The following is a 16,230-nucleotide window of genomic DNA, read 5'->3' on the forward strand; positions in this document are numbered from 1 at the left end:
CCATGACGTCCGGCATCTTTATTCCCGAGTTGGGCCACCTGGCGATGATCCTCGCCCTGTGTTTTGCCATCGTCCAGGCGATCGTGCCGTTGTTCGGTGCCTGGCGCGGTGACCGCATGTGGATGAGCTTGGCCCAGCCTGCCGCCTGGGGGCAGTTCGCCTTCTTGGCATTCTCCTTCGGCTGCCTGACCTACGCCTTCATGGTCGACGACTTCTCCGTCGCCTATGTGGCCAACAACTCCAACAGCGCCTTGCCGTGGTACTACAAGTTCAGCGCCGTGTGGGGCGCCCACGAAGGTTCGCTGCTGTTGTGGGCGATGATTCTGGGTGGCTGGACCTTCGCCGTGTCGGTGTTCTCGCGGCAATTGCCGCAGGTCATGCTGGCGCGGGTGCTGTCGGTGATGGGGATGATCAGCATCGGCTTCCTGCTGTTCCTGATCCTCACCTCGAACCCGTTCGAGCGCATCCTGCCGCAGATGCCTACCGATGGCGCCGACCTCAACCCGTTGCTGCAGGACATCGGCCTGATCGTTCACCCGCCGATGCTGTACATGGGCTACGTCGGCTTCTCGGTGGCCTTCGCCTTCGCCATCGCCGCCTTGATGGGCGGTCGCCTGGATGCCGCATGGGCCCGTTGGTCTCGTCCGTGGACCATCGTCGCCTGGGCGTTCCTGGGCATCGGCATCACCCTCGGTTCGTGGTGGGCCTACTACGAACTCGGCTGGGGCGGCTGGTGGTTCTGGGACCCGGTAGAAAATGCCTCGTTCATGCCTTGGCTGGTCGGCACGGCGCTGATTCACTCGCTGGCAGTCACCGAAAAGCGCGGCGTGTTCAAAAGCTGGACCGTACTGCTGGCGATCGCTGCCTTCTCCCTGAGCCTGCTGGGGACCTTCCTCGTGCGTTCCGGGGTCCTGACTTCGGTCCACGCCTTTGCCTCGGACCCTGAGCGTGGCGTGTTCATCCTGATCTTCCTGCTGTTTGTGGTGGGTGGCTCGCTGACTTTGTTCGCCCTGCGTGCGCCGGTGGTCAAGAGCCATGTGGGCTTCAACCTGTGGTCGCGGGAAACCCTGCTGCTGGGCAACAACCTGGTGCTGGTGGTGGCGGCCTCGATGATCCTGCTCGGTACCCTGTACCCGCTGATCCTCGACGCCATGACCGGGGCCAAGCTGTCGGTCGGCCCGCCGTACTTCAACGCCCTGTTCATTCCGTTGATGGCGTTGTTGATGGTGGTGATGGCCGTCGGCGTGCTGGTGCGCTGGAAGGACACCCCGGTGAAGTGGCTGGTGGGCATGCTCACGCCGGTCTTGCTGGGCAGTGCTGCGCTGGCAGTGGTGGCCGGGATCGCCTATGGCGACTTCAACTGGGCAGTGCTGGCGACCTTCATGCTCGCCGCCTGGGTGCTGTTGGCCGGGGTCCGCGACATCCTCGACAAGACCCGCCACAAAGGCCTGATCAAGGGCCTGCCGACCCTGACCCGCAGTTACTGGGGCATGCAGGTCGCGCACCTGGGGATCGCCGTGTGCGCCCTGGGCGTGGTCCTTTCCAGCCAGAACAGTGCTGAGCGCGACCTGCGTCTGGAGCCGGGCGAGTCGATGGAACTGGCCGGCTATCACTTTGTGTTCGAGGGGGCCAAGCATTACGAAGGGCCGAACTTCACCTCCGACAAGGGCACCGTGCGGGTGATCAAGGGCGGCAAGGAAGTCAGCGTGCTGCACCCGGAAAAACGCCTGTACACCGTGCAGAACTCGGTGATGACCGAGGCCGGGATCGACGCTGGTTTCACCCGTGATATCTACGTCGCCCTTGGCGAGCCATTGGGCGAAGGTGCCTGGGCCGTGCGGGTGCACGTCAAGCCGTTCGTGCGCTGGATCTGGTTCGGCGGCCTGCTGACCGGCTTTGGCGGGTTGCTGGCGGCGATGGATCGGCGCTATCGGGTCAAGGTGAAAAGCCGGGTGCGTGAAGCACTGGGCATGTCGGGAGCGGCTGCATGAGACGTTGGTTGATGGTGTTGCCACTGGCGCTGTTTCTGCTGGTGGCGGTGTTTCTGTACCGCGGGTTGTACCTCAATCCGTCCGAGTTGCCTTCGGCAATGATCGGCAAGCCGTTCCCGGAGTTCAGTCTGGTCAACGTGCAGGGTGACAAGACCCTGACCCGCGCTGATCTGCTGGGCAAGCCGGCGCTGGTCAACGTCTGGGGCACCTGGTGCATTTCCTGCCGGGTCGAGCACCCGGTGTTGAACAAGCTGGCCGAGCAGGGCGTGGTGATCTACGGGGTGAACTACAAGGACGTGAATGCCGATGCCTTGAAGTGGCTGGCCGAGTTCCACAATCCGTACCTGCTGGACATCCGTGACGAGGAGGGCTCCCTGGGCCTGAATCTGGGCGTCTACGGGGCGCCGGAAACCTTCTTCATCGACGCCAAGGGGATCATCCGCGACAAGTACGTGGGGGTGATCGACGAGGTGGTCTGGCGTGAACAACTGGCGGCCAAGTATCAGGCGCTGGTGGATGAGGCCAAACCATGAAGCGCTGGTTTGCCGCTGTGGTCCTGGGCTTGAGCCTGGCCGGCGTGGCGCATGCCGCCATCGACACCTACGAGTTCGCCAAGGACGGGGATCGCGAGCGTTTTCGCGAACTGACCAAGGAACTGCGTTGCCCCAAGTGCCAGAATCAGGACATTGCCGATTCCAATGCACCGATTGCCGCCGATCTGCGCAAAGAGATTTTCCGCATGCTCGGCGAGGGCAAGGACAACCAGCAGATCATCGACTTCATGGTCGACCGTTATGGCGACTTCGTCCGCTACAAGCCCGCCCTGACCGGCAAGACCGCCCTGTTGTGGTTTGGCCCGGCCGGGCTGTTGCTAGGTGGCGTGGTGGTGATTGCCCTGATCGTCCGTCGTCGGCGCGTTGAACGCGCGGCTGGCAAGGACACGCTTTCTGCCGAGGAGCGCGAGCGCCTCGACCAACTGCTGGACAAAAACACTGATGATTGATTTCTGGCTTGCCGCAGGTCTGCTGCTCCTGGTTGCCCTGAGTTTTCTGTTGATCCCGGTTCTGCGTGGCCGTCGTGCCCAACGTGAAGAGGATCGTACCGCGCTGAACGTGGCGCTTTATCAAGAGCGCGTGGCCGAGTTGCAGACGCAGCAGGCTGAAGGCGTGCTCGATGCTACACAAATGACCGCAGGGCGCGACGAAGCCGCTCGTGAGCTGCTGGCCGACACCGAAGGCGCCGACGCCGGCCGGGTATCCCGCCTGGGCAAGCCGTTGCCGCTGCTGGCGGCAATCCTGGTGCCGGTGCTGGGCCTGGGCCTGTACCTGCACTTTGGTGCCAGCGACAAGGTTGAGCTGACCCGCGAGTTCGCCCAGGCGCCGCAGTCGATGGAAGAAATGACCTTGCGCCTGGAGCGTGCCGTAGCGGCACAACCGGATTCCGCCGAGGGCCTGTACTTCCTTGGCCGTACCTACATGGCCCAGGACCGTCCAGCCGACGCGGCGAAGATCTTCGAGCGGACCGTGGCCCTGGCGGGTCGCCAGCCCGAACTGCTGGGTCAATGGGCCCAGGCCCAGTACTTTGCCGACAACAAGAAATGGTCGGACAAGGTCCAGGCGCTAACCGACGAAGCACTCAAGGCCGATCCAAAGGAAGTCACCAGCCTGGGCCTGCTGGGTATCGCCGCCTTCGAAAGCGAGCGCTACCAGGACGCTATCGACTACTGGAACCGCCTGTTGGCCCAACTGCCGACCGAGGACGCTTCCCGTGCCGCGCTGCAAGGCGGCATTCAGCGGGCCACGGAAAAACTCCAGGAAAGCGGCGTGACTGTTGCCAAGGCCCCAGCCGTCGCGGTCAAGCCGGTGGCCTTGCTCAAGGTTTCGGTCGACCTGTCGGCCGAGGTCAAGGCCAAGGTCCTGCCAGGTGACAGCGTGTTCATCTTCGCTCGCGCCGTTTCCGGCCCGCCGGCCCCGCTGGCAGCCAAGCGCTTGACGGTTGCCGACCTGCCGGTGACCGTGGAACTGGGCGACGCGGATGCAATGATGCCGCAGTTGAAACTGTCGAACTTCCCTGAAGTCCAACTGGTTGCACGGGTATCCCGCGCCGGCCAACCGACTGCCGGCGAGTGGGTCGGACGCAGCCAGCCAATGGCCAGCAGCACCACCGCGCCGCAATCGTTGACCATCGACAGCCCGGACCAATAATCAGGAAATGCCGCTATGACCGTACTCGCTCGAATTACCCTGCTCAGCCTGGTTCTAGGGTTAAGCGCCTGTACGGTCCAGCAGCCCACTCCAGACACCAGCCCGTTGCCACCGATCCCGCCGTCGGGCCCGACCACCAAGCCCAAGCCCACGACGGCTCCCGGCAAGCCGGTGACGCCGAACAAGCCGGCCAAACCCTTGCCACGCACCTCCGCCAGTTTCGCTCCGCCACCAGGTGGCAACAGTCATTGGGATGCGAAACTGGGGGTCTACGTCCTCGACGACCAGAGCAATGTCTTCTACCGCCAGCGCACCTATTACCGCTGGGATAACGGCTGGAGCCGCAGCATCAGCCCCCAAGGGCCGTGGGAAGACACCGATATCCACGGCGTGCCTTCGGGGTTGGGCAGGCAGTTCGGGCAGTAGATAAGACCCTTTCGGCTTGATTGGTGAGTTTCCGGATGTTGCGGTCACTGGAACCCTGCTGCCGGTTGATTTAGATTTCCCGGTCATTCCAGGGAGTCAGGAGTCTTCATGCACAAGTCGGTGTTAAATCCCTCCAGTGTTTTCAACTCGCTGCAGTACGGATTCAGCCAGGCGGTTGAGGTCAGTGGCGGACGTCGGTTGTTGTTGTCCGGTCAGGTCGGTGTCGACGAGCATGAGCGTACGGTAGCGCCTGGCTTGCGCGAGCAGACTGACAAGGCGTTCGATAACATCGAGGCGATATTGCGCGAGGCGGGCGGGGACCTGTCCCATGTGGTGGTGATGCGGATTTACATCGCCGAGACCGCGCGCGATGAACAAGAGCAGATCACCCAGGTGTTGCTGGAGCGCTTCCCGAGCAATCCGCCAGCGTCTTCCTGGGTGATTGTCAGTGGGCTGTCCTTGCCGCAGTGGCTGATCGAAGTGGAAGTGGAAGCGATGTTGCCCTAGGACGGGCAGCGACAAAAAGAAGGCGACCCGCAGGTCGCCTTTTTTCGTTTCAGTGCAGCTTATTGGCCGCTGTAGATCTTGTCGAAAATCCCACCGTCGTTGAAGTGGGTCTTCTGCACGGTACGCCAGTCACCAAAGGTTTTTTCTACCGACAGGAAGTCGACTTTCGGGAAACGGTCGGTGTACTTGGCCAGCACCGCCGGGTCACGTGGGCGCAGGTAGTTGGCCGCCGCAATTTCCTGACCTTCTGGGGACCACAGGTACTTCAGGTATTCCTCGGCAGCGGCACGGCTGCCTTTCCTGTCGACGACTTTGTCGACCACGCTGACCGGTGGCTCGGCTTCGGCGGAGACGCTTGGGTAGATCACTTCGAACTGGTCGCGACCGAATTCGCGGGCAATCATTTCCGCTTCGTTCTCGAAGGTCACCAGCACGTCACCGATCTGGTTGGTCATGAAAGTGGTGGTGGCCGCACGGCCGCCGGTGTCGAGGACTGGGGCTTGTTTGAACAGTTTGCCGACGAAGTCCTTGGCCTTGTTCTCATCGCCGCCGTTTTTCAGCACGTAGCCCCAGGCAGACAGGTAGGTGTAGCGGCCGTTACCCGAGGTTTTCGGGTTGGGCACAATCACCTGCACGCCGTCCTTGAGCAGGTCGGGCCAGTCTTTCAGGGCCTTGGGGTTGCCCTTGCGGACGATGAATACGGTGGCCGAGGTGAACGGTGCGCTGTTGTTCGGCAGGCGGGTAACCCAGTTTTCCGGGACCAGTTTGCCGTTGTCGGCCAGGGCATTGATATCGGTGGCCATGTTCATGGTAATGACGTCAGCCGGCAGGCCGTCGATCACCGAACGTGCCTGTTTGCTGGAGCCGCCGAAAGACATCTGCAGGGTGATGGTTTCGTTGTGCTCGGCTTGCCAGTGTTTCTGGAAGGCAGTGTTGTAGTCCTTGTAGAAATCGCGCATCACGTCGTAGGAAACGTTAAGCAGGGTTGGTGCGGCTTGAGCCACGCTAGCGAGGGTCAGGCCAGCGGCCAGGAGTGAGGCGCCAAAGATCTTTTTCACTGCACATTCCTTTTGTTCGAGAGAGTGAAGGCATTTTGCCGTCGACTATAGCCGGGGCTCTATAGCTCTTTAAAGATTAAAAAGTACTTTGCTTATTCGATTTTCTTAAATAGCGCATTACCGCAACGTGAGCAGAACGCTGCGCCGTGCTCATGGCTGTTTTTCTTGCACACCGGGCAGTCGTGTTGCAGTTGCTCGCCGCGCATGGCGTTGGCCAGTTCTGCGGTAAAGATGCCCGTCGGCACGGCAATGATCGAGTAACCGGTGATCATCACCAGCGAGGAGATCACCTGGCCCAGGGGCGTCTTGGGCACGATATCGCCGAAGCCCACGGTGGTCAGGGTGACGATCGCCCAGTAGATGCCCTTGGGGATGCTGGTGAAGCCGTTCTGCGGGCCTTCGATCACGTACATGAGGGTGCCGAACACCGTCACCAGGGTGCACACGCTGACCAGGAACACCACGATCTTCTGCTTGCTGCCGCGCAGCGCCGCCATCAGGTAGTTGGCTTGCTTGAGGTAGGGGCTGAGCTTGAGTACGCGGAAGATCCGCAGCATACGGATGATGCGGATAATCAGCAGGTACTGGGCGTCGCTGTAGTACAGGGCGAGTATCCCCGGCACGATCGCCAGCAGGTCGACCAGTCCATAGAAGCTGAACGCATAGCGCAACGGCTTGGGCGAGCAGTACAGGCGCAAGCCGTACTCGATGGCGAAGATCAAGGTGAAGCCCCACTCGATGTAGGCCAGCACGTTGGCATAGTCGCGGTGGATGCTGTCGATGCTGTCGAGCATCACGATCACCAGGCTGGCGAGGATGATCAACAGCAGGATGCCGTCGAAGCGCCGTCCGGCCTGGGTGTCGCTCTGGAACACGATGACGTGAAGTTCTTCGCGCCAGTTTTTGCTGCTGTCCATGGAAAACGCCTGAATCAATGATCAGCGCAGCCTAGGTTGATTCTCCTCCAGAGTGCAAGGCGTATGGGCGACAGCGGTCTTCGCGAACATTTGCACGGCGCTGCGCAGCAGCCAGCAGGCAACAATGAACGGCGCGGTCAACGTGGGCAGGCCGATGGCGGCAAACAGCGGTGTCAGCAACAAGGCCAAGGTTATGCCGAGCAGCGGCAACCACGGTTGCTGGCGTTGCGAACTGAGGGCGAGGGCGGCGAGCACGGCGTTGTAGCCACCGAGGCCGAGCAATGCGCTGTAGAAGTCGTGATGCAGCATGCTCCAGCCCATGCCCGCGACAGAGGCCAGCAATGCCCAGCAGAAGGCGCGGCGGTCGGCGATCAGCAATCCGCCGGCAATCAGCGCACCGGCCAGCGGATGCCCGAGGAACATCACCTGGCCGATTCCTTTGAAGGGGGCTGCGAGCATGTTCAGCGAGCTGACTTCGATCAAGTGCGCGGTTGTCGGGGGCGTGGCGAAACACAGCAGCAGCCAGCTCAGCACGACGAAGGGTGTGGTGTAGGCCGGCAGGTATTGGCTGACCCGCACCCGTTTGAGCCACTGTTGCGTGATCATTGCGCTCAGGCCGCCGGCGGCCAGGATCAGCGGGGGCAGCAGCGCCGACCAGGGGAAGTACAGGCTCAGCAGTAAGCCGAGCAAGACCCCGTTGTAGCTGAAAAGCCCAGCCTGGCGATCGGCCTTGGCATAGTTGCGGCGTTGCGCGGTGAGCAGTCCCGCGACCCCGCCCAGTAGCGCGCCGCCCAGCAAGGCCGGTGCGGTAAACAGGATGGCGCAGAGGCACAGCAGGCCGCACAGCGGATTGCGCTGGAGGAAGATCTGGCTGAAGCCGTTGAGCAGCGCAGTCGCCCAGTCGGGGCAGTGGCTGTTGAAGTGGTTGGCAGGCATGGCAGTTCTGCAAGATCAAAGGGAGCGAATTGGTCGAGCGTGACCCCGGCTGATCGCCAGCAGGCTGGCTCCCACACTGAATCTTGGTTCAGTCTTGATTCTGAGATCGACCCAAAACCAATGTGGGAGCCAGCCTGCTGGCGATGGGGCCGGTATGGGCGCTCTAGATCAATGTCTCGATACGCAACGAGTTAGTCGATCCCGGCTGGCCGAAAGGCACACCGGCGGTGATCAACAAGGTGTCGCCGCGCTGAGCCATGCCTTGGGCCTGGGCGATTTCCAGGGCGGTGGAGCAGACCTCGTCGACTTGGCGCAAGCGGTCGTTGACCACCGAGTGCACGCCCCAGGCCACGCTCAGGCGCCGTGCAGTCGACAGGTTCGGGGTCAGGTTGAGGATCGGCACCGCCGGCCGCTCCCGCGCCGCGCGCAAGCTCGAGCTGCCCGACTCGCTGTAGTTCACCAGGACCGCCACCGGCAGGATGTTGCTGATGCGGCGGATGGCGCAGCTGATCGCGTCCGAGGTGGTGGCTTCGGCTTTCGGTCGGCTGACGTCGAGTTGCGCCTGATAGTCCGGGCCGGCTTCGACCTGACGGATGATCTTGCTCATCATCTGCACGGCTTCGAGCGGGTATTCACCGGAGGCGGTTTCCGCCGACAGCATCACCGCGTCGGTGCCTTCGGCCACGGCGGTGGCGACATCGGTGACCTCGGCGCGGGTCGGTGCCGGGGAGAAGCGCATGGACTCGAGCATCTGGGTCGCCACCACCACCGGCTTGCCCAACTGGCGGCAGGTACTGATGATGTCTTTCTGGATCTGCGGCACGCTTTCGGCCGGCACTTCCACTCCCAGGTCGCCGCGGGCGACCATGATCGCGTCACTCAGCTCGGCGATTTCGCGCAGTTGCTCGACTGCCGAAGGCTTCTCGATTTTCGCCATCAGGAACGCCTTGTCGCCGATCAGGGCACGGGCCTCGCGGATGTCCTCGGGACGCTGGACAAAGGACAGGGCCACCCAGTCCACCCCCAGTTCCAGGCCGAAGCTCAGGTCACGACGGTCCTTGGCGGTCAGCGGGCTGAGGTCGAGCACCGCTTGCGGCACGTTGACGCCTTTGCGATCCGACAGCTCGCCGCCGTTGAGCACCGTGGTGTCGATGGCGTCGGCGTATTTACTGACCACCCGCAGGCGCAGTTTGCCGTCGTCCAGCAGCAGGTCCATGCCCGGCTCCAGCGCCGCGATGATTTCCGGGTGGGGCAGGTTGACCCGGCGGGCATCGCCCGGCGTCGGATCGAGATCCAGGCGCAGGGCCTGGCCTCGCACCAGTTGCACCTTGCCTTCGGCGAACTTGCCGACCCGCAGTTTCGGACCTTGCAGGTCCATCAGGATCCCCAGTGGGTAATTGAGCTGGCGCTCGACTTCGCGGATCCACTGGTAGCGCTGGGCGTGGTCGGCATGATCGCCATGGCTGAAGTTCAGGCGAAAGATGTTGACCCCAGCCAGTACCAGTTCGCGGATGTCTTCGATGCCGTCGGTGGCAGGCCCCAGGGTGGCGAGGATTTTGACCTTTTTGTCAGGCGTCATGTTTTGGGTTCTCGAGGATCAGGATGGCGCGGAAGTCATTGACGTTGGTGCGCGTCGGCTCGGTGACGATCAGGGCGTCGAGCGCGGCGAAGTAACCGTAGCCATTGTTGTTGTCCAGCTCGGCGCTGGCGCTCAGGCCCAGGGCGGCGGCGCGGGCGTAGCTGTCCGGGGTCATCAGGGCGCCGGCGTTGTCTTCGGAGCCGTCGATGCCGTCGGTATCACCGGCCAGTGCGTAGACGCCTGGCAGGCCCTTGAGGCTGTCAGTCAAGCTCAGTAGGAACTCGGCGTTACGCCCGCCGCGGCCATTGCCGCGCACGGTCACGGTGGTCTCGCCACCGGACAGGATCACGCACGGCGCGGCAAGCGGCTGGCCGTGCAGCACCACTTGGCGGGCAATGCCGGCGTGGACCTTTGCCACCTCGCGGGACTCGCCTTCCAGGTCCCCGAGGATCAGTGGGCTGAAACCGGCCTGGCGGGCTTTCACTGCCGCGGCTTCAAGGGATTGCTGGGGGCGGGCGATCAGTTGGAAATGGCTGCGGGCCAGGCTCGGATCACCGGGTTTTACCGTTTCCGATTCGGGGCTTTGCAACCAGCTGCGCACCGAAGCCGGAACCTCGATGGCGTAACGCTTGAGAATGTCCAGGGCCTGGCCGGAGGTGCTCGGGTCGGCCACGGTCGGGCCGGAGGCGATCACGGTGGCGAGGTCGCCCGGGACATCGGATATGGCATAGGTGTACACCGTGGCCGGCCAGCAGGCTTTGCCCAGGCGGCCACCTTTGATGGCGGAGAGGTGCTTGCGCACGCAGTTCATCTCGCCAATGGTCGCGCCGCACTTGAGCAGGGCCTTGTTGATGGCCTGCTTGTCGGCGAGGGTGATGCCGGCTGCGGGCAATGCCAGCAAGGCCGAGCCGCCGCCGGAGAGCAGGAAGATCACCCGGTCGTCTTCATTCAGGTTGCTGACCAGTTCGAGTACACGCTTGGCCACGGCCAGGCCGGCGGCATCGGGCACCGGGTGGGCGGCTTCGACCACTTCGATTTTTTCGCAGGGCGCGCCGTGACCGTAGCGGGTGACGACCAGCCCGGACACTTCACCCTGCCAGCAGCGCTCGACCACCTGGGCCATGGCGGCCGCGGCTTTGCCGGCACCGATGACGATGACTCGACCGCTGCGGTCTTTGGGTAGATGAGCTTCGAGGACCTGTTGCGGATGGGCCGCGTCGATGGCGGTGGCGAACAGGTCGCGCAGGAATTGTTGCGGATCGACCGACATGGCGGGCTCCCGGAATTCTTGTTATTGGGATAGAGCGAACACGTGTGGGCAACTCGGGCCCTGGTGGGAGCTGGCTTGCCTGCGATTCAGGCGACGCGGTTTATCAGGTAAATCGCGGCGATTCCATCGCGGGCAAGCCCGCTCCCACAGGGAGAGCGGGTGGCACCAAAGGCTTATTTATCGCGAATCGAGAAATTCGCCATGTGCTCCAGGCCCTTGATCAGCGCCGAGTGGTCCCAGTTGCTGCCACCGATGGCCGCGCAGGTGCTGAACACTTGCTGGGTATTGGCGGTGTTGGGCAGGTTGATGTTCAGTTCCTTGGCGCCTTGCAGGGCCAGGTTCAGGTCCTTCTGGTGCAGGCTGATGCGGAAGCCTGGATCGAAGGTGCCCTTGATCATGCGATCGCCGTGGACCTCAAGGATCTTCGAGGAGGCAAAGCCACCCATCAGTGCTTCGCGAACCTTGGCTGGGTCGGCGCCATTCTTCGAGGCGAACAGCAGGGCCTCGGCCACTGCCTGGATGTTCAGCGCCACGATGATCTGGTTTGCCACCTTGGCGGTTTGACCGTCGCCATTGCCGCCGACCAGGGTGATGTTCTTGCCCATGGCCTGGAACAGCGCGAGGGCGCGTTCGAAGGCATCGGCATCGCCACCGACCATGATGCTCAGGGTCGCAGCCTTGGCACCCACTTCACCACCGGACACCGGGGCGTCGAGGTACTGCGCGCCTTTTTCATTGATCCGTGCAGCGAAGGCTTTGGTCGCGGTTGGCGAGATCGAGCTCATGTCGATCACTACTTTGCCTTTGCCAACACCGGCTGCAACGCCATCGGCGCGGAACAGCACGTCCTCGACCTGAGGGGTATCGGGGACCATGACGATGATGAATTCAGCTTCCTGGGCGACTTCTTTCGGGTTCGCCAGGGCGACGGCGCCAGCAGCGATCAGATCGGCAGGGGCGGCGTCGTGGTGTTGCGAAAGGAACAGGCTGTGCCCGGCTTTCTGCAGGTTTGCCGCCATTGGGTGGCCCATGATGCCGGTGCCGATAAATCCGATTTTAGCCATGAGAAAATCCTCTTGTTTTGTCTTGCTCAAGCAAATAGGGGCGTAGCTTTTTGTAGGAGCGAGTGCCCGCTTGCGGCTTGCTCGCGATAGCGGTATGTCAGGCAACATCAATGTCGAATGTGCTGGCCTCATCGCGAGCAGGCTCACTCCTACAGGGTTCAGTGTCAGATCGCGTTGTGGGTTTTCAGCCAACCCAGGCCTGCTTCAGTGGTGGTCAGCGGCTTGTATTCACAGCCAACCCAACCCTGGTAGCCGATGCGGTCCAGGTGTTCGAGCAGGAAGCGGTAGTTGATCTCACCGGTGCCCGGCTCGTTGCGGCCCGGGTTGTCGGCCAGCTGGATGTGGTTGATCTCGCCCAGGTGCGCCGCCATGGTGCGGGCCAGGTCGCCCTCCATGATTTGCATGTGATAGATGTCGTATTGCAGGAACAGGTTGGCACTGCCCACTTGCTCGCGAATCGACAACGCCTGCGCGGTGTTGTTCAGGTAGAAACCCGGGATGTCACGGGTGTTGATGGCTTCCATCACCAGCTTGAGGCCGGCTGCTTGCAGCTTTTCGGCGGCGAACTTGAGGTTGGCGACGAAGGTTGCTTGCACCGTGGCATCGTCGACGCCCTGTGGGCGAATGCCGGCCAGGCAGTTGACCTGGGTGTTGCCCAGCACTTTGGCGTAGGCGATGGCCAGGTCGACACCGGCGCGGAACTCTTCCACGCGATCGGGGTGGCAGGCGATCCCGCGTTCACCCTTGGCCCAGTCACCGGCGGGCAGGTTGAACAGCACTTGGGTCAGGCCGTGGGCCTCCAGCTGGGCCTTGATTTCGGCGGAGCTGAAGTCGTACGGGAACAGGTATTCGACGCCACTGAAACCGGCCTTGGCGGCCGCTTCGAAGCGGGCAAGAAAATCCTGTTCAGTGAACAGCATGGACAGGTTGGCTGCAAAACGCGGCATGGTGGACTCCTGTAAATCTCTGGTGAGCGTTCCCGGATCCCTGTGGGAGCGAGCTTGCTCGCGATAGCGGTGTGTCAGTCGACATGGATACTGAATGGCAGTACGCAATCGCGAGCGAGCTCGCTCCCACAGGATGCGAGAACGATCCTACAAATTAATCGAGCATCGAAATCGCGGTCGGCGCGTCGTTGCCGACCAGCGCCAGGTCTTCGAATTCGTTGACGGCGTTGATCTCGGTGCCCATGGAAATATTGGTCACGCGTTCCAGGATAATCTCGACGATCACCGGCACCTTGAACTCCTCGATCAGCGCTTGCGCCTTGCGCAGGGCAGGGGCGATTTCGGCGGGTTCGAAGACCCGCAGGGCCTTGCAACCCAGGCCTTCGGCAACCGCGACGTGGTCTACGCCGTAGCCGTTGAGCTCCGGTGCGTTGAGGTTATCGAAGGACAGCTGCACGCAGTAGTCCATGTCGAAACCGCGCTGCGCCTGACGGATCAGGCCCAGGTACGAGTTGTTCACCACGACGTGGATGTACGGCAGTTTGAACTGCGCGCCCACCGCCAGTTCTTCGATCATGAACTGGAAGTCGTAGTCGCCCGAGAGTGCCACAACTTTGCGGCTCGGGTCAGCCTTGACCACCCCCAGCGCTGCCGGAATGGTCCAGCCCAGTGGGCCGGCCTGGCCGCAGTTGATCCAGTGGCGCGGCTTGTAGACGTGCAGGAACTGCGCGCCGGCAATCTGCGACAGGCCAATGGTGCTGACGTAGCAGGTGTCTTTGCCGAACACCTGGTTCATCTCTTCGTAGACGCGCTGTGGCTTGACCGGCACGTTGTCGAAGTGAGTCTTGCGGTGCAGGCTGGCCTTGCGCTGCTGGCAGTCCTGCAGCCAGGCGCTGCGGTTTTTCAGTTTGCCGGCTGCGTGCCACTCACGAGCAACCTCGATGAACACGGTCAGCGCGGCGGCGGCGTCGGAGACGATGCCCAGGTCCGGGGTGAACACACGGCCGATCTGGGTCGGTTCGATGTCGACGTGAATGAACTTGCGACCTTCGGTGTACACGTCGACCGAACCGGTGTGGCGGTTGGCCCAACGGTTACCGACGCCCAGCACCACGTCGGACTTGAGCAGGGTGGCGTTGCCGTAGCGGTGCGACGTCTGCAGGCCAACCATGCCGACCATCAATGGGTGATCATCGGGGATCGTGCCCCAGCCCATCAGGGTCGGAATGACTGGAATACCGGTCAGTTCGGCGAACTCTACCAGCAGCTCGCTGGCGTCGGCATTGATGATGCCACCACCGGCCACCAACAACGGACGTTCAGCCTGATCGAGCATGGCCAGGGCTTTTTCCACCTGTACGCGGGTCGCGCTCGGCTTGGCCAATGGCAGCGGTTGGTAGGCGTCGATGTCGAATTCGATCTCGGCCATCTGCACGTCGAACGGCAGGTCGATCAGCACTGGGCCTGGACGGCCGGAGCGCATTTCATAAAAGGCCTTCTGGAACGCGTAAGGCACCTGGCCCGGCTCCATGACGGTGGTCGACCACTTGGTTACCGGCTTGACGATGGTGGTGATGTCGACAGCCTGGAAGTCTTCCTTGTGCATACGGGCGCGGGGTGCTTGCCCGGTGATGCACAGGATCGGGATCGAGTCGGCCGAGGCGCTGTAGAGCCCGGTGACCATGTCGGTACCGGCAGGGCCAGAGGTGCCGATGCACACGCCGATGTTGCCGGCCTTGGTGCGGGTGTAGCCCTCGGCCATGTGCGAGGCGCCTTCAACGTGGCGAGCGAGGACGTGATCGATGCCGCCGACCTTTTGCAAGGCGGAGTACAGCGGGTTGATTGCGGCTCCCGGGATGCCAAAAGCGGTATCAACCCCTTCACGGCGCATCACCAGAACGGCGGCTTCGATTGCTCTCATTTTGCTCATGGTTTTGTGCCTCTTTACGTTTTGTAATTGTATACAAGTGGCTTTGCGCAGAGTGTATTCACGGCGGATGGCGCAGGTCAATCCATTTTCTCAAGCGCTTGTTTCATTCGGCTAAAGCCCATAAACACTGTGGCGTTTCGTCGCATGAGGCGCTTTTCGAAAATTATTGTATACAAAAAAATACTTCATTGTGTTCTATTTGTTGCATCGGACTGCGGCACCCACCCGCGTCCCACGGCTTTGTGAAAAACAATATGAGGACGGCACCATGAGCGCTCTAACCTTGAAAGTCGCAGTTAACCTGGCCAGTCAGGCCATTGCCGCGGGACGTGCCATTACGGCAGCGCCCCTGACCATCGCGGTACTGGATGCCGGTGGGCATTTGATCACCCTGCAGCGTGAGGACGGCGCCAGCCTGCTGCGCCCGCAGATCGCCATCGGCAAGGCCTGGGGCGCGATCGCACTCGGCAAGGGCTCGCGCCTGTTGGCACTGGACGCCCAGCAACGCCCCGCCTTCATCGCCGCGCTTAATAGCCTGGGGCAGGGCAGTGTGGTGCCGGCGCCGGGCGGGGTGCTGATTCGTGATCAGCAGGGCAATGTGCTGGGAGCCGTGGGCATCAGCGGGGATCTGTCGGATATCGACGAGCAGTGCGCGATCAATGCGATCGAGGCGCTGGGGTTGCGGGCGGATGCGGGGGTAGCGGCGTGATCTGCGGCGGCTGATCGATCGCTATCGCGGGCAAGCCCGCTTCCACAATGATCGAAGGTGCCCACATATTTTATGTACACCATCAGACCCTGTGGGAGCAGCTTGCCCGCGATGGCTATCGACGGGACACATCCAGCTAAAGGTCCGCATGATCATCCAGCGCTTCCGGGGCTAGCCTTCTCATGACTTCATCATGAGAGTGGCAAAGGAATGCCGGATTCACCTGCTTCACATCGTCTACGCATGGGTCGCTATGCCGAACCCAATCGAATCTATTTACTGACCACCAATACGCTTGGCCGAGAACCGGTTTTCGCCGATTACGCTTTGGGCAGATTGGTAGTGCATCAATTTCGGAAGGCGCAAAGCCTGGGATTGGCAAACTCATTGGCTTGGGTTGTCATGCCTGACCATTTCCACTGGTTGGTGGAATTGGAGAAATGCTCACTGAGTAGTCTGATGCGGCACACCAAATCACTGACTACGCGGGAGGTGAACCTTTCCACAGCCAGGCACGGGCCACTCTGGCAGCAGGGCTATCACGATCGAGCACTGAGGCGAGATGAGGATCTGGTGAAGATGGCGCGGTATGTTGTTGCCAACCCATTGCGCGCTGGGCTTGTAAAGCGTCTTGGCGACTATCCTTTGTGGGATGCGATTTGGGTCTGATCCACTCCCAGTTGCCGCCATCG

Annotated in this window: 16 protein-coding genes; 8 read left to right on the plus strand and 8 right to left on the minus strand. The window is 62.0% G+C overall.

Annotation, left to right across the window (positions count from 1 at the left end; translation table 11 throughout):
• Positions 1–2 precede the first annotated feature (2 nt).
• From ACM6IP_RS21350 to ACM6IP_RS21375, 6 genes are all read left to right on the plus strand, one after another.
• A complete protein-coding gene (locus tag ACM6IP_RS21350; protein WP_095169951.1) occupies positions 3–1,991 on the plus strand; it encodes a heme lyase CcmF/NrfE family subunit in 1,989 nt (662 codons plus the stop codon).
• Positions 1,988–2,524 carry a DsbE family thiol:disulfide interchange protein gene (locus ACM6IP_RS21355; protein ID WP_095169950.1) on the plus strand — a complete coding sequence of 179 codons (537 nt, stop codon included), beginning with the start codon at positions 1,988–1,990 and terminating at the stop codon, positions 2,522–2,524. Before ACM6IP_RS21350 ends, ACM6IP_RS21355 begins: the two co-directional genes overlap by 4 nt.
• A complete protein-coding gene (locus ACM6IP_RS21360; protein WP_095169949.1) occupies positions 2,521–2,994 on the plus strand; it encodes a cytochrome c-type biogenesis protein in 474 nt (157 codons plus the stop codon). Before ACM6IP_RS21355 ends, ACM6IP_RS21360 begins: the two co-directional genes overlap by 4 nt.
• A complete protein-coding gene (gene ccmI, locus ACM6IP_RS21365) occupies positions 2,987–4,195 on the plus strand; it encodes a c-type cytochrome biogenesis protein CcmI (RefSeq protein ID WP_095169948.1) in 1,209 nt (402 codons plus the stop codon). The genes ACM6IP_RS21360 and ccmI overlap by 8 nt, the downstream gene beginning before the upstream one ends.
• Before the next feature lie 15 nt (positions 4,196–4,210).
• Complete coding sequence (locus ACM6IP_RS21370) at positions 4,211–4,621, plus strand: hypothetical protein (RefSeq protein WP_095169947.1); 411 nt, start codon at positions 4,211–4,213, stop codon at positions 4,619–4,621.
• Between the two features lie 108 nt (positions 4,622–4,729).
• Positions 4,730–5,128, plus strand: a complete 399-nt coding sequence (locus ACM6IP_RS21375; protein WP_401129153.1) for a RidA family protein — start codon at positions 4,730–4,732, stop codon at positions 5,126–5,128.
• Between the two features lie 59 nt (positions 5,129–5,187).
• Here ACM6IP_RS21375 and ACM6IP_RS21380 read toward each other — a convergent pair whose 3' ends face one another.
• The 8 genes from ACM6IP_RS21380 to gcl form a co-directional block, all read right to left on the minus strand.
• Positions 5,188–6,186, minus strand: coding sequence for a sulfate ABC transporter substrate-binding protein (locus tag ACM6IP_RS21380; RefSeq protein ID WP_095169945.1), 999 nt, complete (start codon positions 6,184–6,186; stop codon positions 5,188–5,190).
• Between the two features lie 92 nt (positions 6,187–6,278).
• Positions 6,279–7,103, minus strand: a complete 825-nt coding sequence (locus ACM6IP_RS21385) for an ion transporter (protein ID WP_095169944.1) — start codon at positions 7,101–7,103, stop codon at positions 6,279–6,281.
• Between the two features lie 21 nt (positions 7,104–7,124).
• The gene (locus tag ACM6IP_RS21390; protein WP_414862244.1) at positions 7,125–8,039 is read right to left on the minus strand and encodes an urea transporter; all 915 of its coding nucleotides are present in this window, start codon (positions 8,037–8,039) and stop codon (positions 7,125–7,127) included.
• 163 nt (positions 8,040–8,202) lie between these two features.
• Positions 8,203–9,618: a pyruvate kinase gene (pyk, locus tag ACM6IP_RS21395; protein ID WP_095169942.1), complete on the minus strand. Its 1,416-nt coding sequence runs from the start codon at positions 9,616–9,618 to the stop codon at positions 8,203–8,205.
• Entirely contained in the window at positions 9,608–10,888 is a 1,281-nt protein-coding gene (locus ACM6IP_RS21400) for a glycerate kinase (RefSeq protein ID WP_095169941.1), read from the minus strand. Before ACM6IP_RS21400 ends, pyk begins: the two co-directional genes overlap by 11 nt.
• A gap of 173 nt (positions 10,889–11,061) precedes the next feature.
• A complete protein-coding gene (locus ACM6IP_RS21405) occupies positions 11,062–11,952 on the minus strand; it encodes a 2-hydroxy-3-oxopropionate reductase (protein WP_414862245.1) in 891 nt (296 codons plus the stop codon).
• Positions 11,953–12,116: 164 nt separating this feature from the next.
• Positions 12,117–12,899 carry a hydroxypyruvate isomerase gene (gene hyi, locus ACM6IP_RS21410; protein ID WP_414862246.1) on the minus strand — a complete coding sequence of 261 codons (783 nt, stop codon included), beginning with the start codon at positions 12,897–12,899 and terminating at the stop codon, positions 12,117–12,119.
• A 154-nt stretch (positions 12,900–13,053) separates the two neighbouring features.
• The gene (gene gcl / locus ACM6IP_RS21415; protein WP_095169938.1) at positions 13,054–14,829 is read right to left on the minus strand and encodes a glyoxylate carboligase; all 1,776 of its coding nucleotides are present in this window, start codon (positions 14,827–14,829) and stop codon (positions 13,054–13,056) included.
• Positions 14,830–15,097: 268 nt separating this feature from the next.
• Between gcl and ACM6IP_RS21420 the strand changes: the two genes are divergently transcribed.
• Positions 15,098–15,538, plus strand: a complete 441-nt coding sequence (locus ACM6IP_RS21420; protein ID WP_095169937.1) for a GlcG/HbpS family heme-binding protein — start codon at positions 15,098–15,100, stop codon at positions 15,536–15,538.
• A gap of 210 nt (positions 15,539–15,748) precedes the next feature.
• On the plus strand, positions 15,749–16,207 hold the full coding sequence (locus ACM6IP_RS21425; RefSeq protein ID WP_401129158.1) for an REP-associated tyrosine transposase: 459 nt from the start codon (positions 15,749–15,751) through the stop codon (positions 16,205–16,207).
• The last annotated feature ends 23 nt before the right edge of the window (positions 16,208–16,230 follow it).

The organism is Pseudomonas sp. IT-P176, assembly GCF_949767245.1.
Classification (GTDB): Bacteria; Pseudomonadota; Gammaproteobacteria; order Pseudomonadales; family Pseudomonadaceae; genus Aquipseudomonas.